This window comes from Chitinilyticum litopenaei DSM 21440 (assembly GCF_000428145.1).
In the GTDB taxonomy this organism is placed as follows: domain Bacteria; phylum Pseudomonadota; class Gammaproteobacteria; order Burkholderiales; family Chitinibacteraceae; genus Chitinilyticum; species Chitinilyticum litopenaei.
This window is the reverse complement of sequence record NZ_ATZJ01000021.1, coordinates 1-23,350: the sequence shown is the minus strand read 5'-3', so window position 1 is coordinate 23,350 and position 23,350 is coordinate 1. Positions and strand designations below refer to the sequence as shown.

Sequence of the window (23,350 nt, the reverse complement as noted above, 5' to 3'; positions counted from 1 at the left end):
GGCTTTGCACCGGAATGGGCCGTTTTTCGCTAGCCGGCCAGGCCAAACGCGCCAGCCAGCGGCTTGCGCGGGGCTTCAGCTTTCGCGCGTGCCCGCGACGGGTTAGAATCGCGCCTTTGTGCATCCCGTTTTCCCGTCCCGATTCATGCGGCGGTGAAATCGGTGCGCAAAACCCAAGACAAGCCGTTCCGCTTGCCGCCCAACTCGTACAGCAGGCAGGAACCCCGCTTATTCACGACCCGTCAGACCCGGATGCCGCCTTGCCTGCCCCGCCGCAGCAAGCGACCGGGTCTCGCCCGATTTTCGGAATTGTGCCTGCATGAACCAGCGAAGCGCAGAGATTGCCCTGTTCGAATTCAAGAGCGTCAGCATGCACATGCTGTCCTTCATGCCGGTGACGCTCGATACCGGCCTGCTCGCCGCCGCCCTGCAGGACAAGCTGGGAAGCAGCCAGCACTTTTTCTCCGGTTCGCAACTGGCCATCGACTTTGACGGCTTGCCGGGCATTCCGACCGCCATCGACCTGGTTGCCGTCATTCAGTTGCTCAGGCAGTACGAATTGCAGGCCGTGGCCGCCAAGGGCGGCAATGCCGAGCAGCAGAAGGCGGCCCGCGAAGCCGGCCTGATCGTGCTGAGCAACGACGCGATCCTCGCCAGCCATGGCATCGCGACCGAAGCCACACCCACCGCGGTGACGCCACCGCCACCGGCGGCGCCCGCCAGCCCGGTTCCGGCGTTGATTGTCAGCCGCCCGGTGCGCACCGGCCAGCAGGTTTACGCGCGCGGCGGCGATCTCGTCGTTACCGCGCTGGTTTCCGCCGGCGCCGAACTGATCGCCGACGGCAACATCCATGTGTACGCGCCCCTGCGCGGCCGGGCACTGGCCGGCGCGCGCGGCGACACGCAGGCGCGCGTCTTCACGACCTGCATGGAAGCCGAGCTGGTGTCAATTGCCGGTGTCTACCGCACGCTGGACGAAAGCCTGCCGGCATCGATACGCAATCAGCCAGCCCAGGTGTATCTGGATCAAGACAAGCTGGTGATTAGCTCGCTGACTGGTACCCAGTAACGTATCTCTCCAGCAATCTATACCTATCCAAGCAATTCAAACATTCAATATCTACCAGGGGATTTGCAAGTGGCAAAAATCGTCGTCGTGACTTCCGGCAAAGGCGGTGTGGGCAAGACCACTACCAGCGCCAGTTTTGCTTCCGGCCTTGCGCTGCGCGGTTTCAAGACCGCCGTGATCGACTTTGACGTGGGGCTGCGCAATCTGGACCTGATCATGGGCTGCGAGCGCCGCGTGGTGTACGACTTCGTCAATGTGATCCAGGGTGAAGCCACCCTGCGCCAGGCGCTGATCAAGGACAAGCACTGCGACAACCTTTACATCCTGCCGGCCTCGCAAACCCGCGACAAGGAAGCGCTGTCCAAGGAAGGCGTGGAGAAGGTGCTCAAGGACCTCGAACATGACGGCTTTGACTACATCATCTGCGACAGCCCGGCCGGCATCGAGACCGGCGCCTTTCTCGCGCTGTATTTCGCCGAGGAAGCCGTGGTCGTCACCAATCCGGAAGTCTCGTCCGTGCGCGACTCCGACCGCATCATCGGCATTCTGGATGCCAAATCGCGCAAGGCCGAGGAAGGCGGCACGGTGAAAACACACCTGCTGATCACCCGCTACAGTCCCAAGCGGGTCGACAGCGGCGAAATGCTGTCGCTCGACGACGTGCAGCACCTGCTGCGCATCCCGCTGATCGGCGTCGTTCCGGAGTCCGAAACCGTGCTGCAGGCGTCCAACGCCGGCAACCCGGCGATTCATCTGGCCGGCTCCGATGTGTCGGAAGCCTACAAGGACGTCGTTGCCCGTTTTCTGGGCGAGGAAAAACCGCTGCGTTTCATCGAAGTTCCGAAGCAGCCGTTCTGGAAACGTCTGTTCGGAGGTTAAGGCATGTCGATTCTCAGTTATTTTTTCGGTGAAAAGAAAAAGACCGCCTCGGTCGCCCGCGAACGCCTGCAGATCATCCTGGCGCACGAACGCGCCGGCCGCAGCGGCCCGGACTATCTGCCGCAGTTGCAAAAGGAACTGATCGAGGTCATATCGAAGTATGTCGCCATCAATCCGGACGACATCAAAGTACAGCTCGACAAGAAAGACGAATTTGAAGTGCTGGAAGTCAATATCGTGCTGCCGGAACACCACCGGCGCTGATCTGTCCTCCCGCTGACAGCCCCCTGCCACAGCCCCGGCTCAACCGGCGCTGTGGCTTGGCATTTATATAGGTAAGACTCATGTCCATCGTCATCAAGACCGCCGAAGACATCGCCGGCATGCGCATCGCCGGCCGGCTGGCCTCCGAAGTCCTCGACTACATCACGCCCTTCGTGGCGCCCGGCGTCACGACGGCCGAACTCGACCGGCTCTGCCACGAGTACATGGTGAACGTGCAGGGCAGCATCCCCGCGCCGCTGAACTATTGCCCGCCCGGCTACACCCCTTACCCGAAGTCGATCTGCACCTCGGTAAACCAGGTGATCTGCCACGGCATTCCCGGCGACAAGCCGCTGAAGAACGGCGACATCGTCAATCTGGACATCACCGTGATCAAGGACGGCTACCACGGCGATACCAGTCGCACCTTCCTGGTTGGCGATGCGGTGGCCAGCCATGCCAAGCGCCTCACGCAGGTGACGTATGACTGCATGTGGCTGGGCATCGACCAGGTGCGCCCCGGTGCGCGACTGGGCGACATTGGCGCGGTGATCCAGAAATACGCCGAAAAGGCCGGCTATTCGGTGGTGCGCGAATTCTGCGGCCACGGCATCGGCAAGGTCTTCCACGAAGAGCCGCAGGTGCTGCACTACGGCCGCGCCGGAACCGGCGTCGAGCTGGTGCCGGGCATGATCTTCACCATCGAGCCGATGATCAACGCGGGCAAGCGCGAGATCAAGCAGATGAACGACGGCTGGACCATCGTCACCAAGGACCGCTCGCTGTCGGCACAGTGGGAACACACCATCCTCGTCACCGAAACTGGCCACGAGGTATTGACTGTATCGGAAGGCGCACCAAAGCGTCCCGAGCAATACATGCTGGGGTAAAAAACAATCATGCGCTCCGTTTCCGCCCTGCGCGATGACTACGTCCAGAGCAAGGCTGCCTTGCGCGCGGCGCTGGACCAGCCGCAAACGCTGCTGGCACTGCCCGCGCAGCTGACCGCGCTGACCGACCGCATCCTGGGCGAACTGTGGGGGCGCTATGAGTTTCCGGCCGAACTGCTGCTGGTGGCCGTGGGCGGCTACGGCCGCGGTGAGCTGTTTCCGCATTCCGACATCGACCTCCTGATCCTGCTGCCCGACCAGCCCGCGCCGGCGCTACTGGAAAAGCTGGAAGTGCTGGTCGGCGAGCTGTGGGACACGGGGCTGGAAGTCGGCCATTCGGTGCGCACCATGGCCGACTGCCTCAGCGAGAGCGAGAAGGACATTACCGTGCAGACGGCGCTGCTGGAAGCGCGCCTTCTGTGCGGCGATGCCGGACGCTTTGCCGCCTTCCAGGAGACGGTGTATCGCCACATTGATCCCAAGGAATTCTTCGACGCCAAGCTGCTCGAGCAGCAGGCGCGCTATGGCAAGTTCCAGAACGCCACCTACAAGCTGGAACCCAATCTGAAGGAAGCGCCGGGCGGCTTGCGCGATCTGCACCTGATCGGCTGGATTGCCGCCAGCCAGCGCCTGGGCCGCGACTGGCACGCGCTGGCCGAGCTGGGCATGCTCACCGCTGAAGAAATCCAGAAGCTCAGCCGCGCCGAAACGGTGCTGCGCAGCTATCGCATCGCACTGCACTGGCTGGCCAGGCGGCGCGAAGACCGCATCCTGTTTGATTACCAGCACCAGCTTGCCAGCCAGTTCGGCTTTGCCGACACGGTGACGCACGGCAAGATCACGCTGCGCGCCAGCGAGGCGCTGATGGCCGATTACTACCTCGCCGCGCGCGTGGTCACCCAGCTCACCCCCTTGCTGCTGCAGGCCTTGCGCGCGCGCATCGTCAGCCAGCTCGACGGTGCACCCGTCGCCATCAACGAGCGCTTCCAGCGCCGCGGCAACCTGCTGGAAATCACCGCGCCCGACGTCTTCGAGCGCGTGCCGGCGGCGATTCTCGAACTTTTCCTGCTCTACGAGCGCGAACGCGAAGTGGCCGACATTGCGCCGGCCACGCTGCGTGCGCTGTGGCACGCCCGTCTGTTGATCGACGACGCCTTTCGCGCCGATCCGCTCAACAAGCAGCATTTCATCGACATCTTCCGCGAGCCGCGCGGGCTGACGCGCGTGCTGCGCCGCATGAACCAGTACGGCGTGCTCGGCCGCTACATTCCCGAATTCGGCCATATCGTCGGGCGCATGCAACATGATTTATTTCACGTCTATACGGTCGACGAACACACGCTGATGGTGCTGCGCAACCTGCGCCGCTTTGCGGTGCCGGCCTTCACGCACGAATACCCGCTGTGCTCGCGGCTGATCGAGGAATGCGAGCACCCCGAGGTGCTCTACCTTGCCGCGCTCTTCCACGACATCGGCAAGGGGCGCGGCGGTGATCATTCGCAACTGGGCCGCGACATTGCGCGGCGCTGGGTGGATGCGCAACCGCTGGCGCCCGAAGACCGTGACCTGGTGGTCTGGCTGGTCGAGCACCATCTGACCATGTCCTCCGTCGCGCAGAAACAGGACGTCTACGACCCCGATACGGTGGAGGAGTTTGCCGCGCTGGTCCAGACACCGCGAAGGCTCAACGCCCTATACCTGCTTACCGTCGCCGACATACGCGGTACCAGCCCCAAGGTCTGGAATGCCTGGAAGGCCAAGCTGCTCGAAGACCTCTACCGCGCCACGCTGAAACTGCTGGCCAGCCAGAACCTCACGGGCCACTCCTGGGTTGCCGAGCGCCAGCAGGAAGCCTTGCGTCTGCTGCAGCTCTACGGCCTGCGCCAGGATGCCCACCAGGATTTCTGGAACGAGCTCGACACCGTGTACTTCCTGCGCCACGATGCGCGCGAAATCGCCTGGCACACCCGCCAGCTGTTCAGCCGGGTCAACGCCCCCGAACCCATCGTGCGCGCCAAGCTGTCGGAATCGGGCGAAGGCCTGCAGGTACTGGTCTACACGCCGGATCAGCCCGATCTCTTCGCGCGCATCTGCAGCTTTTTCGAGCGCGCCGGCTACAGCATCTTTGACGCGCACATCCACACGACGCACAACGGCCACGCGCTCGACAGCTTCTATGTGTTCATCGCCGACAGCCGCAATACCAATTACCGCGACCTGATCAACTACGTCGAATTCGAACTGGCCGCCAGCATCGCCAGGGCCGCACCGCTGCCTGCGCCCCAAAAGGCGCGTGTGTCGCGCCAGCAGAAGCATTTCCCGGTGCAGCCGCATGTGCTGATCCGCCAGGACGAGCGCGGCAAGTATTTCGTGCTGGCGATTGCCGCCGGCGACCGGCCAGGGCTGCTGTCGACGATTACGCGCATCTTGGCCGCGCGCCGCATCGCCATCCAGAGTGCCAAGATCATGACGCTGGGCGAACGCGCCGAGGACAATTTCCTCATTTCCGGCCCGCTGTTGAACGATGAACGCGCCGTGCAGCAACTGGAAACCGAACTGCTGCAGGCGCTGCAGCCACAATGAGCGCGAACCCGGCAACGGTGATGAGCGCGGAACTGCTGTGCTGCTATGCCGAGCTCGACCTGGACCCACAGCTGCCGGCATCGCTTGGCCTGCCCGTCTACCGGGAAGCGACCGAGCTCGTCGAGCTGCCGCCCGACCGCTGGCAGCGCATCCCGCTGCTCACCCCGGCCACGCGCGATGCCTGGCTGGCGATGCAGGCCGCCGCCGCGGCCGACGGCGTGACGCTGGAGCTGATCTCGGCATTTCGCAGCTACCGCTACCAGGCCGGACTGATCGCGCGCAAACTCGCTGCCGGCCAGACGCTCGCCGACATCCTCAGGGCATCGGCGCTGCCGGGCTGCAGCGAGCACCACACCGGCCGCGCCATCGACCTGGCTACCGACGACGGCATGCCGGTACTTGAGCCGCAATTCGCCGACACGCCGGCCTTTGCCTGGCTGACGGCGCGCGCCGGCGAATTCGGCTTCGTCATGTCCTTTCCGCCCGACAACCGCTGGGGCGTGATGTTCGAACCCTGGCACTGGTGCCACCAGTCCTGAAACGGCAGGACTCGCGCCGCCGCAGGATCGGATTCCAGCATGTTCCAGCTATGCTGAAAACCGGCCAACCGGGATGCGCACCATGAAATCACTGCTTGTTGTCCTGCTGCTTGCCGGCTGCGCGACGCCATCCGCCGCCCCGCTGCCAGTCAGTACGCAGCCCGAACCACCTGCGCCGAAGGTCGCGGAGGAGGCTGTTGCACAGGCCGTTCCCGAGCCCCCCGTCACCGGCGGCTGGCCTGCGCGCATGATCGCGCTGGCGCAGGCTGAATGGGAGTTCTTTGGCCGGCAAACCGTCGTCATCGACGGCGAAGCGATGAGCATGCCGAATGTCGGCGCATGGGAAGACGACGGCCCGGCCTACAGCGCGCGCGTTAACCGCTACTGGCGGGCGGTCGGCAGACCGGCGCTGGATGGCGACGACTGCCGCGAGCCGTGGTCAGCGGCCTTTATGAGCTGGGTCATGCAAAATGCCGGCCTGCCCGCCTGGCTGTTTCCGCCCAGCGCCGCACACCGGGTTTACCTCAACCACCTGCTGGCCGGGCGCGGCAATGCGGCCAGCGTGCTAAAACCCCGCAGCATCGCCGAATACAGCCCGAAGCCGGGCGACCTGGTCTGCGCTGCCGGCGCGCCGGCGCCACCATTCGCAGCGGGCACGCCACTGCCCGCCATGCCTGGCGGCGCGCTGCACTGCGACCTCGTCGTCGCGCGCGATGGGCGCAGCATCCACGCCATCGGCGGCAATGTACGCAACTCCGTCTCCAGAACCACCCTGACACTGAGCCCGGATGGCTATCTGGAGGCCAGCCGCCGGCGCAGCTGGTTTCTGATCATCGAAAACCGGCTGGATTGGTAGTCTTTGTTTCGCCGACAGCACATACCCATCAATGTAATGAGCTGTAGCCATTTCATTCAATTGGTAACAGTCATATACCCAATAAATCCACCTGATCAGATCGCCAACTCGGCAGTCCATCCTGTGACAACGCGCATCTTGCCAAGGCAGCCAGCGCTGCTGCAGCAAACGGCTTCCCGGCAATCAATCCCGCCAAGCCCGCCACACCCTGACAAAATGCTTGCCAAATTTGTAGACCAGCCACCCGGCGATCAGGTAAAACTGCACCGTTTTCCGCAGCCCTCTTCCTTCCCAAACCGGACATCGCCATGACCCAGAAACAAAAACTGCTCAGCGCACTGCTGTTCGCCTTTTTCCTGCTGATCGCCAACGTCGTCATCGGCTTCGCCAGCCGGCTCGCATCCACAGCGGGAGAGCGGGTGTCGATCACCGCCGGGATGGAGGAGCTGCCCGAGCTGCGCCTGCCCACGCTGGCGATGGATTTTGCCTCGCTGGGCTATGTCGAGCGCGCGCAACAGCGGCAATACCATATGCATACCGGCCGCGTCGCGCCCGGCGACGCCGGCATGCCAGGCTGGATTGATGCGCTGCTGTCCTTCTGCGCGGTATTTGGCCTGTTCGCGCTGGCCAAGTGGCTGGTGAAGCGACACTTTCCGGCCTGATGGCATTTGGCAAATGCCATTCGCCCGGGAACCATGTCGGGCTTCGTTATGCTCAAGCCAAGCGACGAGCGGGTGATGGGATGGCTGGCAAGGCGCCGATACGCCAGCGGCGGACTGCGGCGCTGCGGATTGATGATATCCGCCACTGTCCCATCACAAGCCATTACGGGAATTCAATCCAAGGACATGTTCCAATGAAAGAGGTGCTTGCTCTGGCATTCCTGCTTTTTTCTGCCGCCGCTTACGCCGAAGAATCATGCCTTTATCCCAGTAAAAGGGATGGAGGAAGCCTGGATCAGTTCACGGACTGTGGTGTGATCGAAGGGGACCGCTTCAGAATCGGGAAGCAGCATGCCGGAAATATCGCTTATGACAAGAAGGGACTGGCCTGCATCCTTTCCCCCCAAGGCGCGTTTTACCTCCATAAAAGCGGACGGTCACAGCGAACGGTCGTTTTCGACAACGGGTGTGATTATTTCGAAAAAGGCTTGGCCAGCGGCCTGGTCGAGAACAAGATGGTGCTGATCAACGAAAAGCTGGATATCGTGCTGCGCCCCGGCTTTGACTGGCTTGCCTACCATGCACACGGACATTTCAAAGTATGCAATGGCCCATTCACCGAGGAAAAACAAGGTGAAATCAGGCTGCGCAAGGGTGGGCAATGCGGACTGATGGACAGCAAGGGTAATCTGGTAATGGCACCAGAGCACCGCATCGAAGGCCGCGCCGCCTTCGACCAGTATCTGCTCACCCACAACGGCTGCCCACCGCCGCCGGTCACCACCAAAGAGGCGGCGCTCTGCCACGCGAAGTGGCATATTGCCGATATGGACGGCTACTCCACTGACTGGCAGCGCCATGAAATAACACGCGCTGACAAGGTATGGCTAATCACCTTCAACCAACAACGCAACAAGGACGGGCCTGCTACCCTCACCCTCGATGCAGAAAGCGCAGGCTGGCGTTTGTTGAATAGCCAATCGCACCAGGAAGCACTGCGGGAAGCCCGTCAATAAACAGGCGGCAACACGCAGCTTGGGTTGAGCGCAGCGAAGCCCAACATTTCCGCGCCAGAGCAAACGCGAGCGCGGCATCTGGCTGCGGCGCTATTGGGAACAGCAGTTGCACGACGCCAACGACCTGAATCGCCACATCGACTACATCCACCACAATCCGGTAAAACATGGTCTGGTCAGCACAGCCAGCGCCTGGCCGCACTCGTCAATCCACCGCTATATCCGTGCGGGCATCTTGCCGGAAGATTGGGAGCATGACGGGGAGACGGATGGTGAATTTGGCGAATGACAGCCGCGCGGGAGCCATGTTGGGCTTCGCTGCGCTCAACCCTAGCTACGAGCTACGAGCCAAAACGCTAAGTCTCCATGAGGAACAACATGATGAAACGACTCGAGGGCAAGACCGCCTTGGTCACCGGTGCAGCGCGCGGAATCGGGTCTGCAATTGCCACCGCCTTTGTCGAGAACGGCGCTTTTGTCTATCTGACCGACATTGATGATGCCCTGGGTCAGGAAATGGCCGCCAGCCTCGGCGAACAGGCGCGCTATCTTCACCTCGACGTGCGAGACGAAGGTCAATGGCAGTCTGTCATGGCGCAGATTATCGAGGAATGTGCCGTCTTGAACGTGCTCGTCAATAACGCGGGTATTACGGGCTTCGAGGAGGGTTGTTTTGTGCATGATCCGGAGCATGCCTCACTAATGGATTGGCATGCAGTGCATCGTACTAACCTCGACGGCGTCTTCCTTGGCTGCAAGCAGGCCATTCAGGCCATGCGCCGTTCGGCGAGCGTCGGGGCGATCATCAATATTTCCTCCCGTTCCGGCCTGGTCGGCATTCCTGCAGCGGCGGCTTATGCGTCATCGAAAGCGGCCGTGCGCAACCACACCAAAACCGTGGCGCTATACTGCGCCGAACAGGGTTTGCCAATCCGTTGCAACTCGATTCACCCGGCGGCCATCCTGACTCCCATGTGGGAGCCAATGCTCGGGGAAGGGCCCGAACGTGAAATCAGGATGCGCGAATTCGTGCAGGACTGCCCGATGCGACGCTTCGGCCGTCCGGAGGAAGTAGCGGCTGTGGCCGTTATGCTCGCTTCTGACGAGGCGGCCTACATGAATGGATCGGAACTGAACATCGATGGTGGCATCCTGGCCGGGACTGTCGCTACTCCGAAGACTGCTTCAGAGACTTGACAACTTACTGTCCGTTTCCGGCCATGCCCTGTGGGTTGGGTTGAGCGCAGCGAAACCCAACATTTCCGCGCCAAATCAGCCAGAAGGAACACCCATGCCACCATGCCCTACCGCCGCTTGCAAACCGCCGGCGCGTCGCATTTCTTCACGGCGGCGCTCGCCGACCGGCGCAGCGCCCTGCTCGTCGAACACATAGCCGTATTGCGACAGGCTGTCCGGCTGGTTCGCCAGCGCCACCCGTTCATGATTGACGCGATGGTTGTGCTGCCCGAGCACCTGCACTGCATCTGGACGTTACCCGAAGGCGACCGGGATTGCCCGCTGCGCTGGGCACTGATCAAATCGCCGTTTTCCCGCCCGATCGCCCGTGGCGAGCGCATCGGCGCATCACGCCAGAGCAAACGCGAGCGCGGCATCTGGCTGCGGCGCTATTGGGAACAGCAGTTGCACGACGCCAACGACCTGAATCGCCACATCGACTACACCCACCACAATCCGGTAAAACATGGTCAGGTCAGCACAGCCAGCGCCTGGCCACATTCATCAATCCACCGCTATATCCCTGCGGGCATCTTGCCGGAAGATTGGGAGCATGGCGGGGAGATGGATGGTGAATTTGGCGAATGACAGCCGCGCGGGAGCCATGTTGGGCTTCGCTGCGCTCAACCCAACCTACGAGCTGCGAGCTAGGATCTGATATTTTCATGTCTAAAACTCATATAATCGAAGAAATTGCAGAATGGCTAAAAATCAACGCCTGCAAAGTCCATGATTCGTTAAATTGCGGAACATCTGACACCCCTGCCTCATGGCCGGACAATCTTCGTGAATACTATCGTCACTTCAATGGTCAGAAAGGAAATTCCGACTTTCTTTTCCAAGAGGATGGGAACTGGCTCTCGTTTGAAGATGCTTTGAGAGCACAAAAAATCCTTCTTGACACAAAGGAACAATACGACCTTGACTGGATAAAAGACTGCTACGTTCCGATTGTGGCCTACATTGAACAGATGGACTCCGCGACTGTTATTGATCTTGAAACAGGGCTCATCGGCAACATCGACATTGAGCTGCACGAATTCTCAGTTTTGTTCGAAAATATCGACAACCTATTTGCAGACCTGCTGCAAAATCTTCAATCAAATGGCTTTACGCCAGACGAAGAATTTTATATTCGCACTACGCAAGAGCTTGACGGCATTGATCAAGAATTGGCACTTAACATTGAAGCGGAGCACCGCCAACTCAATCCCGATCCATCGTTTGAGCAACTCTTTGCCTGGGGAATGGATTTATTCCGCCACAAAGGCGACCCACAGTATGGCAAAGCCAATAAGCACATCATGCAGCTTGCAAAAAAATACTTTGAACAAATACCCACTCCTTTTCTGTCAACGAAACAGCTCCGCGACATCGCTATTTTCAATCGGCGTTATCAGCAAATCATCGAAGAAGCTGGCGCTTAGACCGGCTTGAACAAAGCGAACCCCATCAGAGAACAACTAAGCCGTCCACTTCTGAACCGATTTCTAGGGCACAAATCTCGACGAGAGTTTGTGCCCCTTGCGACACTCCGCCCATGACCCCTCGCCCGCTTGATCTGCTTTCCTTCCCGCTTTCCGGCATGAACCTGATCGAGGCCAGCGCCGGCACGGGGAAGACGTACACGATTGCCGCGCTGTATGTGCGCCTGGTGCTGGGCCACGGCTGCGAGGCGCGGCTGCCGCCCGAGGTGCTGGTGGTGACGTTTACCGATGCGGCGACCAAGGAACTGGCCGAGCGCATCCGCGCGCGATTGCGTGATGCGGCGGCGGCATTTCGCAACAAGCAAGCAGACGAACGCGATGTATTCCTCTGTAGCCTTTTGCAATCATTGCCTGCAGAGCAATACCCTGACTACGTATCGCGGCTTGAGCTGGCGGCCGACTGGATGGACGAGGCGGCGGTGTCGACCATCCACAGCTGGTGCTACCGCATGCTGCGCGAGCACGCCTTTGCCGCGAACAGCCTGCTGGAACTGGAGCTGGATCAGGACGAGAGCGAGCTGCAGGCGACGGCGGTGCGCGATTTCTGGCGGCAGTTTTTCTACCCGCTACCTGCGGGTCTGCTGCTGACGCTGCTTGGCGAAAAAACCGGCACGCCAGATGATTTCCTGAAGAAACTGGGTGATCTGCTGCGCACGCCCCCGCAGACGGTGTGGCAGGCCAACGGCAGCACGCTGACGCCTGACGCCCCGCCGCTGGCCGAGCTGCAGGACTGGCAAGGCCAGCTGCCGGCACTGGAAAGCACCGCGCGCGCCGCCTGGCAGCAGCACTGGCAGGACGACGCAGCGGGCATCGTTCATGCACTGACCAGCGCCATCGAGGGCAAGCGACTGAATGGCGCATCGTACAAGCTGGCAAATCTGGATGCCGATCTGGCGGCACTGGCACAGTGGGCGGCCGGCACGCAGGCGCTGCCGGACAAACTGGTGCAGAAGTACAGCGCCAACGGCTTCAAGCTGAACAAGGGCCAGGCGGCACCCGAGCACAAAGCCTTTGCCGTGCTGGATGCGCTGGCCGGGCATCTGAGCAACAAGCCCGCCATCCCGCTGCCGCAGCTCTACGCGCACGCCGCCGACTGGGTGCGCGCGCATATCGCACGCGCCAAGGCGCAGCGCGCCCGGCTGGGCTTTGACGACCTGCTGCTGAAGCTTTACGACGCGCTGCATGCCGACGGCGGCGATGAGCTGGCGCAGCTGATCCGCCAGCAATTCCCCGTGGCCTTCATCGACGAATTCCAGGATACCGACCCTATCCAGTACGCGATTTTCCGGCGGGTGTATGCGCCTTTATGTGGGAGCGAGCTTGCTCGCGAACAGGCGGATATCGCGAGCAAGCTCGCTCCTACGGGGCTTGGTTTCGTGATGATTGGCGATCCGAAACAGGCGATTTACGCCTTCCGCGGCGGCGACATCCACACCTACCTGCGCGCGCGGCGCGAGGCCGGCGGCGTGCCGTGGATGCTGGGCACCAATTACCGCTCAAGCGCGGCGATGATCGCGGCGGTGAATGCGCTGTTTGCATTTGGAGAGCAACAGGATTCCGGCGCCTTTGCCTGCGGCAAGGACGAAGCCAATGCCCTGCCCTTCAGCCCCGTGGGCCATACCGGCCGCGCGGGTGAATTGCTGCTCGACGGTGCGCCGCTGCCCGCCATGCAGTGCTGGGTCGGCGACACGGTGCTGGACAATCAGGACGACTACCGGCAGCACATGAGCGCCGCCTGCGCCAACGAGATTGCGCGGCTGCTGACGCTGGCGGCGGAGGGTCGAATGACCCTCAAGGGCCGGGCGCTCGCCGCCGGCGACATCGCCGTGCTGGTGCGCAGTCGCAAGGAGGCGCAGGTGGTGCGCGAGCACCTTGCAGCACTGCGCATCGGCTCGGTGTTCCTGTCGGATCGTGACTCGGTCTTCGACAGCGGGGAAACCTGGCAGGTGCAGCTGTGGCTGCAGGCCGCCTGCACGCCGCAGGACGAACGGCTGGTGCGCGCGGCGCTGGCCACACCGCTGCTGGGGCGTGACGACGCCGAGATCGTGCGCGTGCAGAGCGACGAACTGGCCTGGGAAGAAGACCTGGAGCGCTTTCGCCTGTATCACCAGCTGTGGCAGGCGCAGGGCGTGCTGCCGATGCTGACCCGGCTCATCGCCGATTTCGCGCTGCCGGCGCGGCTGCTGCCGCTGCCCGGTGGCGAGCGCATGCTGACCAATGTGCTGCACCTGGCGGAGCTGCTGCAGAGCGCTGCCGAAACGCTGGATGGCGAACACGCGCTCTTGCGCTGGCTGCAGGAGCAGCGCGCGAGCGAATCAAGTAACGACGCGCACATCCTGCGCCTGGAAAGCGATGCCGAGCTGGTGCAGGTGATCACCATCCACAAGTCCAAGGGGCTGGAGTATCCGCTGGTCTTCCTGCCCTGCATGGGCGGCTTCAGCGAGGGCGGCAAGGGCGCGGCGCGCTACCACCACAACGGCCAGACCATCGTCGACATCCAGCCCGGCGACTTTGCCAAGGCACAGCGCAAGGCCGCCGAAGAACAGGAAGCACTGCGCATTCTCTATGTGGCGCTAACGCGCGCGCGCGAAGCCTGCTGGCTAGGGCTGACGCCGTACCTTCATAGAAAAGCCGCCGGACTGCCCAGCAGCGCCATCGGCTACCTGCTGGGCGGCAAGCTCGACAGTGAAACGGCGGTGCGCGAGGCAATTGCCGCGCTGGGCAGCCCCGACTGGCACTGCGTGCCGCTGCCTGCCCCCGCCGCACCGCTCGCGGCCGGCAACCCCAGCACCAGCCCCGGCAGCGTGCGCCGCTTCAGTGGCCGCATTGAACGCGACTGGTGGATCGCCAGCTACAGCGCGCTGACCAGCGAACGCACACAGACTCGGCACGTGTTCAACCCGACCGACATCCCCCGGCACGCGGTGCTCGATGAACTGCTGGCTGAAAGCGCCGCCGCAGCCAGCACGCAGATTCCCTCGCTGCTGCGCGAATTTCCGCGTGGCGCTGTGCCCGGCACCTTCCTGCACGAGCTGCTGGAATGGGCCGCCAACGAGGGCTTTGCCGAGCTTGCTGATCGCAGCGAGCGCACACGGCTGCAGGTGCAGCAATTCTGCCAGCGCCGCGCGATGGCCGACTGGGGCGAAAGGCTGGGCGACTGGCTGCTGGGCTTCATCACGCACCCCATCGCCCTGCCCGACGCGCCGCCGCTGCGACTGGCCGAGTGCAGCGAACTGCGCCCGGAAATGGAATTCTGGCTACCAGCAGGGTATTGCCCCACAGCCAAACTGGATAAAAGCGTAACAGCCAATACACTCATTGGTATTCAGCGGCCCGCGCTGGAGGCTGGCCTGCTCAAGGGCATGCTCAAGGGCTTCATGGATCTGGTACTGTGCCACGCCGGGCGCTATTACGTGCTCGATTACAAGTCGAACTATCTGGGCGACAGCCTGGCCGACTATGCGCCGCCAGCGCTGAAACACGCGATTGCCGAGCACCGCTACGAGCTGCAGTACACGCTCTACCTGCTGGCGCTGCATCGCTTGCTGCAGGTGCGCATTGCCGATTACGACTACGACACGCACATTGGCGGCGCGATCTACCTGTTCCTGCGCGGGCTCAACCCCGACGACGCCAGCGCCGGCCACGGCGTGCACACCGACAAACCACCGCGCGCGCTGATCGAGGAACTGGATGGGCTGTTTGTGCACGAGGTGATTCATGCGTGACGCCATCCTCGCGGCCTTTCCCGTGCAGCCCTTTCCGGCCGGAGAAGCCCTGCTGACCGACACCTATGACGACGAAGGCACTGGTGCCCTCTTTGCCCGTCGCAACTGGGATGAACTGGCGGCTGCCGAACTGCGCTACACCTCGCTGGTATTTCTTAGCCCTGCGGCATTTGCCTATTACCTGCCGGCGTTATTACTGGCAGCACTTGAGGATCCGGGCAGCAATGTTGTTGATGCGCTGCTTGCCCGATTGCTCCCCCCGAAGAATGACCCCAGCCGCTCAAGCTATGCCTGCTGGTGGCAACGTCTTACTCCTCAACAACAGCATGCCGTCATTGCCTTCTTGATTGAACAGAGCAGGCAAATGGATGGTTTGCTGCTCGATCCGCTTGCGCTAGCCTCCTTGAAAAACTCCGCAGGCTTCAATACTGACCACTCAGCATGCTAATTCCCATCCATCAACTCACCTTCCTCGCCCCGCTCGACCGCGCGCTGACGCAGCTGCTCGCCAGCGAGGCCAATGCCGGGCCGCTGGTGCAGCTGCTCGCCGCGCTGACCAGCCGCGCGCTGGCCAGCGGGCATGTCTGTCTGGAGCTGGAGCGCCTGTTCAGCGACCCCGACAGCCTGTTCACCGGCGCGGATGACGCGAGCGATTCGTCCGAGAAGGCGCCGCAACCTCCATCCGCGCAGCTCGCCCCCTTGCTTGCCGGCCAGACACCGGCCAGCTTGGCCGCCGCGCTGGCGAGCGAACCCCGATGCGTCGGCGACGGCAGCGGGACCACGCCGCTGGTGCTCGATGGCTTGCGTCTCTATCTGCTGCGCAACTGGCGCATGGAGCGAGCCTTGGCACAGGCCGTGGCTGGCCGGCTGGCGGCGGGTACTGCCGACGTCCCCGCGACACTGGCCCCGCAGCTGGCGACGCTGTTTGCCGGCAACACCCAGGACCCGGACTGGCAGCGCCTCGCGGTGGCGCTGGCCACGCGCGCGCCGCTGCAGGTGATCACCGGCGGGCCGGGTACCGGCAAGACGACGACGGTGCTGCGGCTGCTGGCCCTGTTGCAGGAAAATGCCCTGGCAGGCCACGGCCGCGCGCTGCAGATCCGGCTGGCGGCGCCGACCGGCAAAGCCGCCGCGCGGCTTTCCGAATCAATTCGCAAAGGTATCGCCCAGCTACCCACCAGTGATCTGGTCAAGAGCCACATCCCCGACAGGGTATCCACCCTGCACCGCCTGCTGGGCGCGCAAGCCGGCACACGGCGCTTTCGCCACCACGCGCAAAACCCGCTGCCGGCCGATGTGGTCGTCGTCGATGAAGCCTCGATGATCGACCTCGACCTCGCGCATTCGCTGTTCATGGCGCTCGCGCCGAATACCCGGCTGATCCTGCTGGGCGACAAGGATCAGCTGGCGTCGGTCGAAGCCGGCGCGGTGCTGGCCGAGCTGTGCCGCGAGGCCAGCGCCGGTGCGTATTCCGCAGCGACGGTCGCCTGGCTGGCGCAAGCCACCGGCCAGCACATCCCGCAGCCCTACCACGGCCAGGGCTCGCCACTGGCGCAGCAGACGGTGATGCTGCGCGAATCGCGGCGCTTTGCCAGCGACAGCGGCATCGGCCAGCTGGCCACAGCGGTGAATGCCAACGACTGCGAAACGGCACAGCGCCTGCTGGCCGGCGGCGGCGCCGACATCGCGCAGCTGGCGCTGGCGCCCGGCGCCGGCGAGCTCACCGGGCTGCTGACTGCCCCCGCGGCCAGCTACCGCGCCTTTTTGCTCACCCTGGCGCAGCCCCCGGCCACGGCCAGCTGGGCTGCGGGTGAACTGACTTCCGAGTGGGCGGCGTGGCTGAAAACACTGCTGCTCCGTTTTGACGACTGCCGCGTGCTGTGCGCGCTGCGCCAGGGGCCCTGGGGGGTGAGCGGGCTGAACACCCGCATTGCCGGCTGGCTGCAGGATGCGGGGCTGCTGAAGCTGCCCGCGCAGGCGCACAACCAGTGGTATGCCGGACGGCCGGTGCTGGTGCAGGCCAATGATTACGGCTTGAACCTGATGAATGGCGACATCGGCATTACGGTGGCGCTGCCCGCGCCGGAGGGCAATGGCGTCGTGCTGCGCGTGGCCTTTCCGGAGGATTCGGACACCGGCGTGCGGCTGGTGTCGCCCGCGCGGCTCGCCAATGTCGACACGGCCTGGGCGATGACGGTGCACAAGTCGCAGGGCTCGGAATTCGGCCATGCGATCCTGCTGCTGCCCGATCGCGACAGCCCGGTGCTGACCCGCGAGCTGATCTACACCGGCATCACCCGCGCCAAATCGCGCTTCACCCTGGCCGGCCCACAACTGGCCCTGCTGCCGCAGCTGATTGCACGGGCGACGCGGCGCAGCAGCGGGCTGGGCGCGCAACTAGACCGACTCTGGACAACGCCATGACCCGCACGCTCCCGCTCCTGGTCACTACCTTGCTTGCACTGTGCAGCTGGCCCGCGCTTGCCAACCCCTTGCTTAATTGCCCCGAAAAGGAAAGCAGCGCCTTGCAGCAGGCACCTGCCGAAGTCAGCCGCGTGGCGCCACACATGCTGCTGATACGCTGGAGCAAGGGCATAGCGCAATTCATCGACCAGCCGCCGCACGATGAGCCATGGTCCGGCCGGCACTGGTTTTACTGCGGGCAGGATGCCGCCAGCGGCCTGCACCTGATTCGACTGGAACACGAATCGCTGTCCAGTGGCGTACTGTTCGACCCGGCCAGCGGCCGGCGCATTGCCGCAGGCCATACCGTGCTGCTGGAGCCCGACGGGCAGCGTTTTCTGGCCATCCGCCAGCCCAATGGCCTGGATGGCGAAGCCTGGCTGCTGCGCAATCGCAAGAATCGCACGCTGTGGCAGGGGACGAATCTGATCAGCGCCGGCAGCCGCAGCCTGGCCGAACTCAGTGACCCGCACTGGAATCCGCAAGGCAAGCTCGCAGCCACGCTGCGCTGCCACAGCCAGCCGGAGCACGCATACACGGTCAGCCTGCAGGCAGATCGCTGGCAGCCTTTGCCAGGGTGCGCCCGCAAGGCCAAGTAAGCTCGGGCAATCCCCGGTAACATTTCGTGCGAAGGCCATATTCTTTGACGCGATGCAAAGTGACAAGCCGGCCAACTGCGTATAAATTCCGCCACTTTTTAGTAAAACGACAAGGCAGGAATCACCCTATGGCCCCGACCTCGCAGGAAACCATCGTACGCGACCAGACCTCCAACCCGGCCCCGCTGGGCTTGCTGGGTTTTGGCATGACCACCATGCTGCTGAACCTGCACAACATCGGCCTGTTTGGCCTGTCCAGCATGATTCTGGCCATGGGCATCTTCTACGGCGGCATTGCCCAGGTGATCGCCGGCGTGATGGAGTGGAAAAAGGGCAATACCTTCGGCACCGCCGCGTTTACCTCGTATGGCCTGTTCTGGCTGAGCCTGGTGGCGTTGATCCTGATGGGCCAGCATGGCGTGGGCGATGCGAATTCGGCCGCCGCCATGGGCAGCTACATGCTGATGTGGGGCCTCTTCACCGCCTGCCTCTTCATCTGCACGCTGCGCATGAATCGCGCCACGCAGATCATTTTCGGCTCGCTGGTGCTGCTGTTCGCCGTGCTCGCGGTCGAGAAATTCACCGGCAACGAGGCACTGCAACCGCTGGCCGGCTGGATCGGGCTGTTCTGCGGCGGCTCGGCCTTCTACTCGGCGATCGCCCAGATCATGAACGAGGTGCATGGCCGCGACGTGCTGCCGCTGGGCCAGGGCGCACACTGAGCGTTGTCAGGCTGGCATGAAGCATGAAAAAACGGTGGCCTTGCCACCGTTTTTCTTAGCGCCGCTTGGCCGCCCAGGCCCTGAATTCGGGCTTGCCGGCCAGCCAGGCATAGAAGTCCTGCTCCACCAGCTTGTCGGGGTCGAATTCCATTGCAAACTGCTGCTCATAGCGCGTCAGCACCTTCAGGAGTCGCGCTGCATCCTTGTTCGTGCTTTCCACGGTCATCAAGCCATACCAGCCATTTTTGACCGTCGGCTCCAGCGCCACGCTGCGCTCGCAGGCCTTGCGGGCGGCTTCCAGCTGCCCGGCCTCCAGTTGTGCAGTGCAGCGCAGATAATTGGTTGCGCCGTCTTCCACCACGCGCTGCTCGAAGGCTGCAATCGCCGCCAGCATGCGCGGGTAATCCTTCTGGTAGAAATAATGGTCGATCAGCATGAATTGCACGCTGGCCTTGTCGCCATGCAGGCGCGCCAGCCTGGCGAGGCTTTGCCTATGCCGGCTTTCATCCAGTTGCGTCGCCAGTGCCGCCATGGTCGTGGCACCCTCGACGCTGTCGCGAAATTCGGCAGGCAGCTTCTGCATGGCGGCATACGCCGCATCAAACTTGCCGGCATTGAGCGCGCGCCCCATGTCCTGCATGGCCTGCAAGGCGCCTAGCTCCAGCGTTTTGCGATTGAACAGCAGCGTGCCAAGCTGGTCAGGTTCGACCATGGACAGCAGCAGGCGGCTCATCGTCTTGCTGATCAATGCACTGCGGCTGTGCAAGTACCAGTCAAAGACGCGACCCTGTTCGTTGACGTAATAGTCGATGTATTCATAGCCGCCATGTTCATCGTCGGCGGAGCGAAAATCGATGCGCAGGGTCTGGATACTGCCCTTGCCCAAAGGGCGCGATTTTACGAGATAGGCGATACCATGGTTCAACTCCAGCAAGTTCATGCTGGTATCGACCATCCGCCGGCCAGCCTCCGGGCTGGTAAAGCCGCGAACAAAATCGGCCTTATCCTTGGCGCCAAGCTGGATCCCGGCGGTCACGCGTTCGGCCAGAGCCGGCATATCGATCATCGCCAGCAGGGCCATGCGATCACGCTCGTTCAACAGCTTGCCTATCCGTTTTCCCTGGGCCGCCAGCTCCGGGACATCGGCACTGGCCTGCTGCGCCAGCCCCTTGGCAGGCAGGAGTGCGGGCACACCGCACAGCAGCAAGGCGGCCAGCGTGGCCCCCAGCACGTTTTTCAAACGCATGACAGTCGCTCCCAATCTGGAGAAGGACGTCATCGTGCCCTCAGATTTCATTTGCCGCAAGAAATGCAGACGGCGTGCGGCCGATCAGCGCGCCTTGCTCCGCGTCGCCGCCCAGCGTTTGAATTCCGGCGTAGCAAGCAGCCAGGCGTTAGCCGGGTCACCCTGCAAATCATCCGGGGTAATGCGCATGGCAAATTGCTGCTCGTAGCGCGCCAGCAGTGCAAGCACAGCGGCAGCATCCCGACGCTGGCTTTCCAGTGCAAACAGGCCATCCCAGCCGTATTGGCTATCGGGCTCTAGCACGATGCTCTTTTCGCAGGCAGTGCGGGCCGGCCCAAGCTCACCGCTTTGCAGATGCACCATGCATTTCAGGTAGCTTGTCACGGCATCCACGACCACGTGGCGCTCGAAGGCTTCGACGACCGCCAGCATGCGCGGATAATCCTTCTGAAAGCTGTAATGGTGATAGAGCCATAGGCGACCGTCGTGGCTACTGCCATGCTGGCGCCCCAGCTGTGCCAGGGCACTGCGGAAGGTGGCATCATCCAGCCGGGAAGCATAACGCGCCCGCTGCACGGCCCAACCCAGAGTCGCCCGGTATTCGGCTGGCAGCTCCTGCAGAGCTCCATAAGCCCGGCGCCAATCGCTTTTCGCAACCGCAGCACTGAAGGATTGCTGCGCGCGCAACGCCTGCTCATCCATGACGGGCCTGCCAAGGAGGATGGTTTTCCAGTGCCGTTTGTTCAACAGCGACTGAAACAGTTCGCCGAGCTGATCGCTGGCCAAGCCTCCCTGATCATGATCCACCCAGTCACGCACGCGCCCGTGCTTGTCCAGCATGAAGCTGAAATAGCTGAACATTGTCTCTTCCTGCGGTGCCTCGGCTTGCGCGAAATAATCGATGCGCACAATCTGCAGGCTGCCCGTTGGCAGCGGCCGGGATTTCACCAGGCGTGCGACCGCCGTCTGTGCTTCGAGTCGCCCCTGGAGCTCACCGAACACGCGCTGCGTGTCCGGCCGCATGGTCGCGAGTAATTTCTGCAGGGCTTCGCGCCTGCGGCTGTCGATGACCAGGCCCCTGATCATCCGTTCCGTCAGCGCCGGCCAGTCAAACTGGGCGTCAAGGGCTTGGATATCGTTGTCATTCAACAGCTCGACCAGATGCAGGCCCGATGCGCGCAGAGCCGGGTTGGGACGCGCCTGCTGTGGCAGATTGGCAGCAAGCGCGAGGGATGGGGCCAAGCAAAGACCAGCCAGCAAGGCAATGCAAAGAGTACGCAGCATGGGGGGACAAGAAAGAGTGGGGCCGGCCAAGGGATGTGACAGGTCGATCAGAGCCGAATCCTAAGCAAGCATTACTGGCAATGCAAGCAACGAGCGAGCCGCCCTCCCCCTGGGCGGCCCGACATGCACCTTGCAGCGGCTTACTTGGCCAGTGCCTGGGCCAGAACATCCGGGCGGCGCAGGCTCTCGCCCTTGCTGGCCCATACCTGCTCCTTGCCCTTGCTGCGCAGCCCGGCTTCCAGCTTGCGGTTTTGTGCATCGATCAGCAGCCAGGCGGTGTCGCCCTTGGGTTCGCTGGCCAGGGTATAGAGCACGCCATCCTGCACTTGCAGCGGACCGGCCTTTTGCATGGCGCTCTGCCAAGCCGGCAAATCCTGGCCCAGCAGTTTTTGCAGCTCGGGCATGATGGGACTGACCGGCGTCAGCAGGCCCAGCGTCTGCGGCGTCGCACCGGTCAGTGTGGCGAGCATCGCCCAGTCCGAATCCGGTTTCAGCGCCTGGCTGAGGGTCACGATCTGCGACTTGACCTGGCTCGCGACGGCGCTACTGCTCACGCCCAGCGGTGCGAGCTGGTTATCCACCTCGCTGGCAAGCTGGTCAATGGCCTGGTCGGTTTGCTGCTTGACCTCGGCGGCAACACGGCCGGCGACGGCAGAGGCGGCCTGCTTGCTCAGCTCTTCGGCCTGCTCGCAACCAGCCAGCAAGCTGGCGCCCAGGGCCAGAACGGACAATCTCATATAAGGCTTGATGACCATGCTTATGCTCCTTGGCAAGCGTTGGTTTGATGGAAGTGGCTGAGACTCAGGCAACCCTCACCGGCAGCGCCGTGTGGCATGTCCGGTGCCCAGAGCCTGATTTGCGCAAAAGCGGATGCCGATCTGTGTGGGCTAGCAGCCAGCGCAGAAGATGACCTGCCCGGCACCGGCACATACCGGCATTGTCAGCACACTGCCATGCAGACCGGGCTCATCGCTGGCAGTTCCCCTCGCAAGGAAAATGAGGTGTATGTGAGAAGCTTCAATACCTGGCGATGTATATGCCAATGAGCATTTAGGGAAAATGGCTTTGGCTGTATACCCCACCAGGAAAACAAAGCCGACTACCCTGCGTCGCATCTGTACAACAGCAAGCGTCACCAGAACGAACGTTCTACTTTACAAGGCACCAGCAAGAGCCATAATTCAGAACGTTCGTTCTACATTGATTACGGAGCCCATCATGTCCACCCAGCGCTTTCGCCTGACCGATACCGCCCATGCCCAGCGCTATGCGCTGAACGTGCCTTACACAATTCTGGAAAATCTGGCGCAACCACATCTGCGCGGGGCATCGCGTCTCTTCGGTGCAGCCGATCTGGCGCGGCTGCCGGAAAACCAGCGCATGCAGGCAGCTGCCTATTTGGGGGTTTTTGTCGTCGCCGATGGCCAGGGCTGCATCACCGGCATTTTTCGCCGGTCAGCACGGTTGGCCAACCCAGCCCAGGCCGCTTTCCTGCCGGCGCAAAGCAGCTGCGCCGCAGCACAAGGCTGGGCGCAACGTCAGGCGCTAGCCCGGATTTTTCATGAGTTCGGGGTCGGCGGAGGGCTTAAAGCCGCATAGGATATGCTTTCCAGACCGATCCACAGACAACTCCGCCGATGCCAAAGTGTACCGCACCTGAACTCCCGTTTGGCCGTCTTGGCCGTTGCCAGATCGAGGCCAATTTCACTGGCGGCGCACTCAGTTCCGATGGCGGACTGATGTTGCTGCGCCAGACTGATCACCGCATCGGTTTGTCAGAGGCCGTCGCCAAGGCGCTACACGATCCGCGCGATCCCGACCGCATCA

23 protein-coding genes are annotated in these 23,350 nt (G+C 62.7%); 20 read left to right on the top strand and 3 right to left on the bottom strand.

Annotated features, from left to right (window positions below):
• Positions 1-319 precede the first annotated feature (319 nt).
• From minC to C515_RS0109695, 18 genes are all read left to right on the top strand, one after another.
• Entirely contained in the window at positions 320-1,069 is a 750-nt protein-coding gene (minC, locus tag C515_RS0109775; protein WP_028455384.1) for a septum site-determining protein MinC, read from the top strand.
• Between the two features lie 69 nt (positions 1,070-1,138).
• Positions 1,139-1,948 carry a septum site-determining protein MinD gene (minD, locus tag C515_RS0109770; protein ID WP_028455383.1) on the top strand — a complete coding sequence of 270 codons (810 nt, stop codon included), beginning with the start codon at positions 1,139-1,141 and terminating at the stop codon, positions 1,946-1,948.
• A 3-nt stretch (positions 1,949-1,951) separates the two neighbouring features.
• The gene (gene minE, locus C515_RS0109765) at positions 1,952-2,212 is read left to right on the top strand and encodes a cell division topological specificity factor MinE (RefSeq protein ID WP_028455382.1); all 261 of its coding nucleotides are present in this window, start codon (positions 1,952-1,954) and stop codon (positions 2,210-2,212) included.
• An 80-nt stretch (positions 2,213-2,292) separates the two neighbouring features.
• Positions 2,293-3,102, top strand: coding sequence for a type I methionyl aminopeptidase (gene map, locus C515_RS0109760; RefSeq protein ID WP_028455381.1), 810 nt, complete (start codon positions 2,293-2,295; stop codon positions 3,100-3,102).
• 9 nt (positions 3,103-3,111) lie between these two features.
• The gene (locus C515_RS0109755; protein WP_028455380.1) at positions 3,112-5,685 is read left to right on the top strand and encodes a [protein-PII] uridylyltransferase; all 2,574 of its coding nucleotides are present in this window, start codon (positions 3,112-3,114) and stop codon (positions 5,683-5,685) included.
• On the top strand, positions 5,682-6,224 hold the full coding sequence (locus tag C515_RS0109750) for a M15 family metallopeptidase (protein ID WP_211234029.1): 543 nt from the start codon (positions 5,682-5,684) through the stop codon (positions 6,222-6,224). Before C515_RS0109755 ends, C515_RS0109750 begins: the two co-directional genes overlap by 4 nt.
• 82 nt (positions 6,225-6,306) lie before the next feature.
• A complete protein-coding gene (locus C515_RS0109745; protein WP_211234028.1) occupies positions 6,307-7,080 on the top strand; it encodes a DUF2272 domain-containing protein in 774 nt (257 codons plus the stop codon).
• 308 nt (positions 7,081-7,388) lie between these two features.
• Positions 7,389-7,742, top strand: coding sequence for a hypothetical protein (locus tag C515_RS0109740; protein ID WP_028455377.1), 354 nt, complete (start codon positions 7,389-7,391; stop codon positions 7,740-7,742).
• Positions 7,743-7,936: 194 nt separating this feature from the next.
• A complete protein-coding gene (locus tag C515_RS0109735; protein ID WP_144290418.1) occupies positions 7,937-8,758 on the top strand; it encodes a hypothetical protein in 822 nt (273 codons plus the stop codon).
• A gap of 106 nt (positions 8,759-8,864) precedes the next feature.
• Positions 8,865-9,047, top strand: a complete 183-nt coding sequence (locus C515_RS20480) for a hypothetical protein (RefSeq protein WP_051304824.1) — start codon at positions 8,865-8,867, stop codon at positions 9,045-9,047.
• A gap of 89 nt (positions 9,048-9,136) precedes the next feature.
• Complete coding sequence (locus C515_RS0109725) at positions 9,137-9,955, top strand: SDR family oxidoreductase (protein WP_028455375.1); 819 nt, start codon at positions 9,137-9,139, stop codon at positions 9,953-9,955.
• A 102-nt stretch (positions 9,956-10,057) separates the two neighbouring features.
• Positions 10,058-10,582 (top strand): REP-associated tyrosine transposase, encoded by a 525-nt coding sequence (locus C515_RS0109720; RefSeq protein WP_028455374.1) that lies wholly within the window; start codon positions 10,058-10,060, stop codon positions 10,580-10,582.
• Between the two features lie 77 nt (positions 10,583-10,659).
• Positions 10,660-11,421, top strand: a complete 762-nt coding sequence (locus tag C515_RS0109715; RefSeq protein ID WP_144290417.1) for an SMI1/KNR4 family protein — start codon at positions 10,660-10,662, stop codon at positions 11,419-11,421.
• 113 nt (positions 11,422-11,534) lie between these two features.
• Positions 11,535-15,209: an exodeoxyribonuclease V subunit beta gene (recB, locus tag C515_RS0109710; RefSeq protein WP_028455372.1), complete on the top strand. Its 3,675-nt coding sequence runs from the start codon at positions 11,535-11,537 to the stop codon at positions 15,207-15,209.
• Positions 15,202-15,657 carry a DUF6714 family protein gene (locus C515_RS20475; RefSeq protein WP_043648979.1) on the top strand — a complete coding sequence of 152 codons (456 nt, stop codon included), beginning with the start codon at positions 15,202-15,204 and terminating at the stop codon, positions 15,655-15,657. The genes recB and C515_RS20475 overlap by 8 nt, the downstream gene beginning before the upstream one ends.
• The gene (gene recD / locus C515_RS20470; RefSeq protein WP_051304822.1) at positions 15,651-17,633 is read left to right on the top strand and encodes an exodeoxyribonuclease V subunit alpha; all 1,983 of its coding nucleotides are present in this window, start codon (positions 15,651-15,653) and stop codon (positions 17,631-17,633) included. Before C515_RS20475 ends, recD begins: the two co-directional genes overlap by 7 nt.
• The gene (locus C515_RS0109700) at positions 17,630-18,271 is read left to right on the top strand and encodes a hypothetical protein (protein WP_028455371.1); all 642 of its coding nucleotides are present in this window, start codon (positions 17,630-17,632) and stop codon (positions 18,269-18,271) included. Before recD ends, C515_RS0109700 begins: the two co-directional genes overlap by 4 nt.
• A gap of 128 nt (positions 18,272-18,399) precedes the next feature.
• Positions 18,400-18,993, top strand: a complete 594-nt coding sequence (locus C515_RS0109695) for an acetate uptake transporter (protein WP_028455370.1) — start codon at positions 18,400-18,402, stop codon at positions 18,991-18,993.
• A 55-nt stretch (positions 18,994-19,048) separates the two neighbouring features.
• Here the strand turns inward: C515_RS0109695 and C515_RS0109690 are convergent, their stop codons facing one another.
• The 3 genes from C515_RS0109690 to C515_RS0109680 form a co-directional block, all read right to left on the bottom strand.
• On the bottom strand, positions 19,049-20,239 hold the full coding sequence (locus C515_RS0109690) for a tetratricopeptide repeat protein (protein ID WP_028455369.1): 1,191 nt from the start codon (positions 20,237-20,239) through the stop codon (positions 19,049-19,051).
• 84 nt (positions 20,240-20,323) lie between these two features.
• Complete coding sequence (locus C515_RS0109685; protein ID WP_028455368.1) at positions 20,324-21,481, bottom strand: hypothetical protein; 1,158 nt, start codon at positions 21,479-21,481, stop codon at positions 20,324-20,326.
• A 182-nt stretch (positions 21,482-21,663) separates the two neighbouring features.
• Positions 21,664-22,278: an Ivy family c-type lysozyme inhibitor gene (locus tag C515_RS0109680; protein ID WP_028455367.1), complete on the bottom strand. Its 615-nt coding sequence runs from the start codon at positions 22,276-22,278 to the stop codon at positions 21,664-21,666.
• Positions 22,279-22,741: 463 nt separating this feature from the next.
• Here C515_RS0109680 and C515_RS0109675 point away from each other — a divergent pair, with 463 nt between their 5' ends.
• Positions 22,742-23,122 (top strand): hypothetical protein, encoded by a 381-nt coding sequence (locus tag C515_RS0109675; RefSeq protein ID WP_028455366.1) that lies wholly within the window; start codon positions 22,742-22,744, stop codon positions 23,120-23,122.
• A 38-nt stretch (positions 23,123-23,160) separates the two neighbouring features.
• On the top strand, positions 23,161-23,350 hold a 190-nt coding region (locus C515_RS23540), incomplete at its 3' end, for a transposase (protein WP_211234027.1).

Coding starts and splice junctions, on each gene's coding strand:
- recB (WP_028455372.1), top strand. CDS start 11,535: ATGACCCCTCGCCCGCTTGATCTGCTTTCCTTCCCGCTTTCCGGCATG.
- C515_RS0109720 (WP_028455374.1), top strand. CDS start 10,058: ATGCCCTACCGCCGCTTGCAAACCGCCGGCGCGTCGCATTTCTTCACG.
- C515_RS0109715 (WP_144290417.1), top strand. CDS start 10,660: ATGTCTAAAACTCATATAATCGAAGAAATTGCAGAATGGCTAAAAATC.
- minC (WP_028455384.1), top strand. CDS start 320: ATGAACCAGCGAAGCGCAGAGATTGCCCTGTTCGAATTCAAGAGCGTC.
- C515_RS0109675 (WP_028455366.1), top strand. CDS start 22,742: ATGTCCACCCAGCGCTTTCGCCTGACCGATACCGCCCATGCCCAGCGC.
- C515_RS0109740 (WP_028455377.1), top strand. CDS start 7,389: ATGACCCAGAAACAAAAACTGCTCAGCGCACTGCTGTTCGCCTTTTTC.
- C515_RS0109690 (WP_028455369.1), bottom strand. CDS start 20,239: ATGCGTTTGAAAAACGTGCTGGGGGCCACGCTGGCCGCCTTGCTGCTG.
- map (WP_028455381.1), top strand. CDS start 2,293: ATGTCCATCGTCATCAAGACCGCCGAAGACATCGCCGGCATGCGCATC.
- C515_RS0109700 (WP_028455371.1), top strand. CDS start 17,630: ATGACCCGCACGCTCCCGCTCCTGGTCACTACCTTGCTTGCACTGTGC.
- recD (WP_051304822.1), top strand. CDS start 15,651: ATGCTAATTCCCATCCATCAACTCACCTTCCTCGCCCCGCTCGACCGC.
- minE (WP_028455382.1), top strand. CDS start 1,952: ATGTCGATTCTCAGTTATTTTTTCGGTGAAAAGAAAAAGACCGCCTCG.
- C515_RS0109725 (WP_028455375.1), top strand. CDS start 9,137: ATGATGAAACGACTCGAGGGCAAGACCGCCTTGGTCACCGGTGCAGCG.
- C515_RS0109755 (WP_028455380.1), top strand. CDS start 3,112: ATGCGCTCCGTTTCCGCCCTGCGCGATGACTACGTCCAGAGCAAGGCT.
- C515_RS0109745 (WP_211234028.1), top strand. CDS start 6,307: ATGAAATCACTGCTTGTTGTCCTGCTGCTTGCCGGCTGCGCGACGCCA.
- C515_RS0109680 (WP_028455367.1), bottom strand. CDS start 22,278: ATGGTCATCAAGCCTTATATGAGATTGTCCGTTCTGGCCCTGGGCGCC.
- C515_RS0109750 (WP_211234029.1), top strand. CDS start 5,682: ATGAGCGCGAACCCGGCAACGGTGATGAGCGCGGAACTGCTGTGCTGC.
- C515_RS20475 (WP_043648979.1), top strand. CDS start 15,202: ATGCGTGACGCCATCCTCGCGGCCTTTCCCGTGCAGCCCTTTCCGGCC.
- C515_RS0109735 (WP_144290418.1), top strand. CDS start 7,937: ATGAAAGAGGTGCTTGCTCTGGCATTCCTGCTTTTTTCTGCCGCCGCT.
- C515_RS0109695 (WP_028455370.1), top strand. CDS start 18,400: ATGGCCCCGACCTCGCAGGAAACCATCGTACGCGACCAGACCTCCAAC.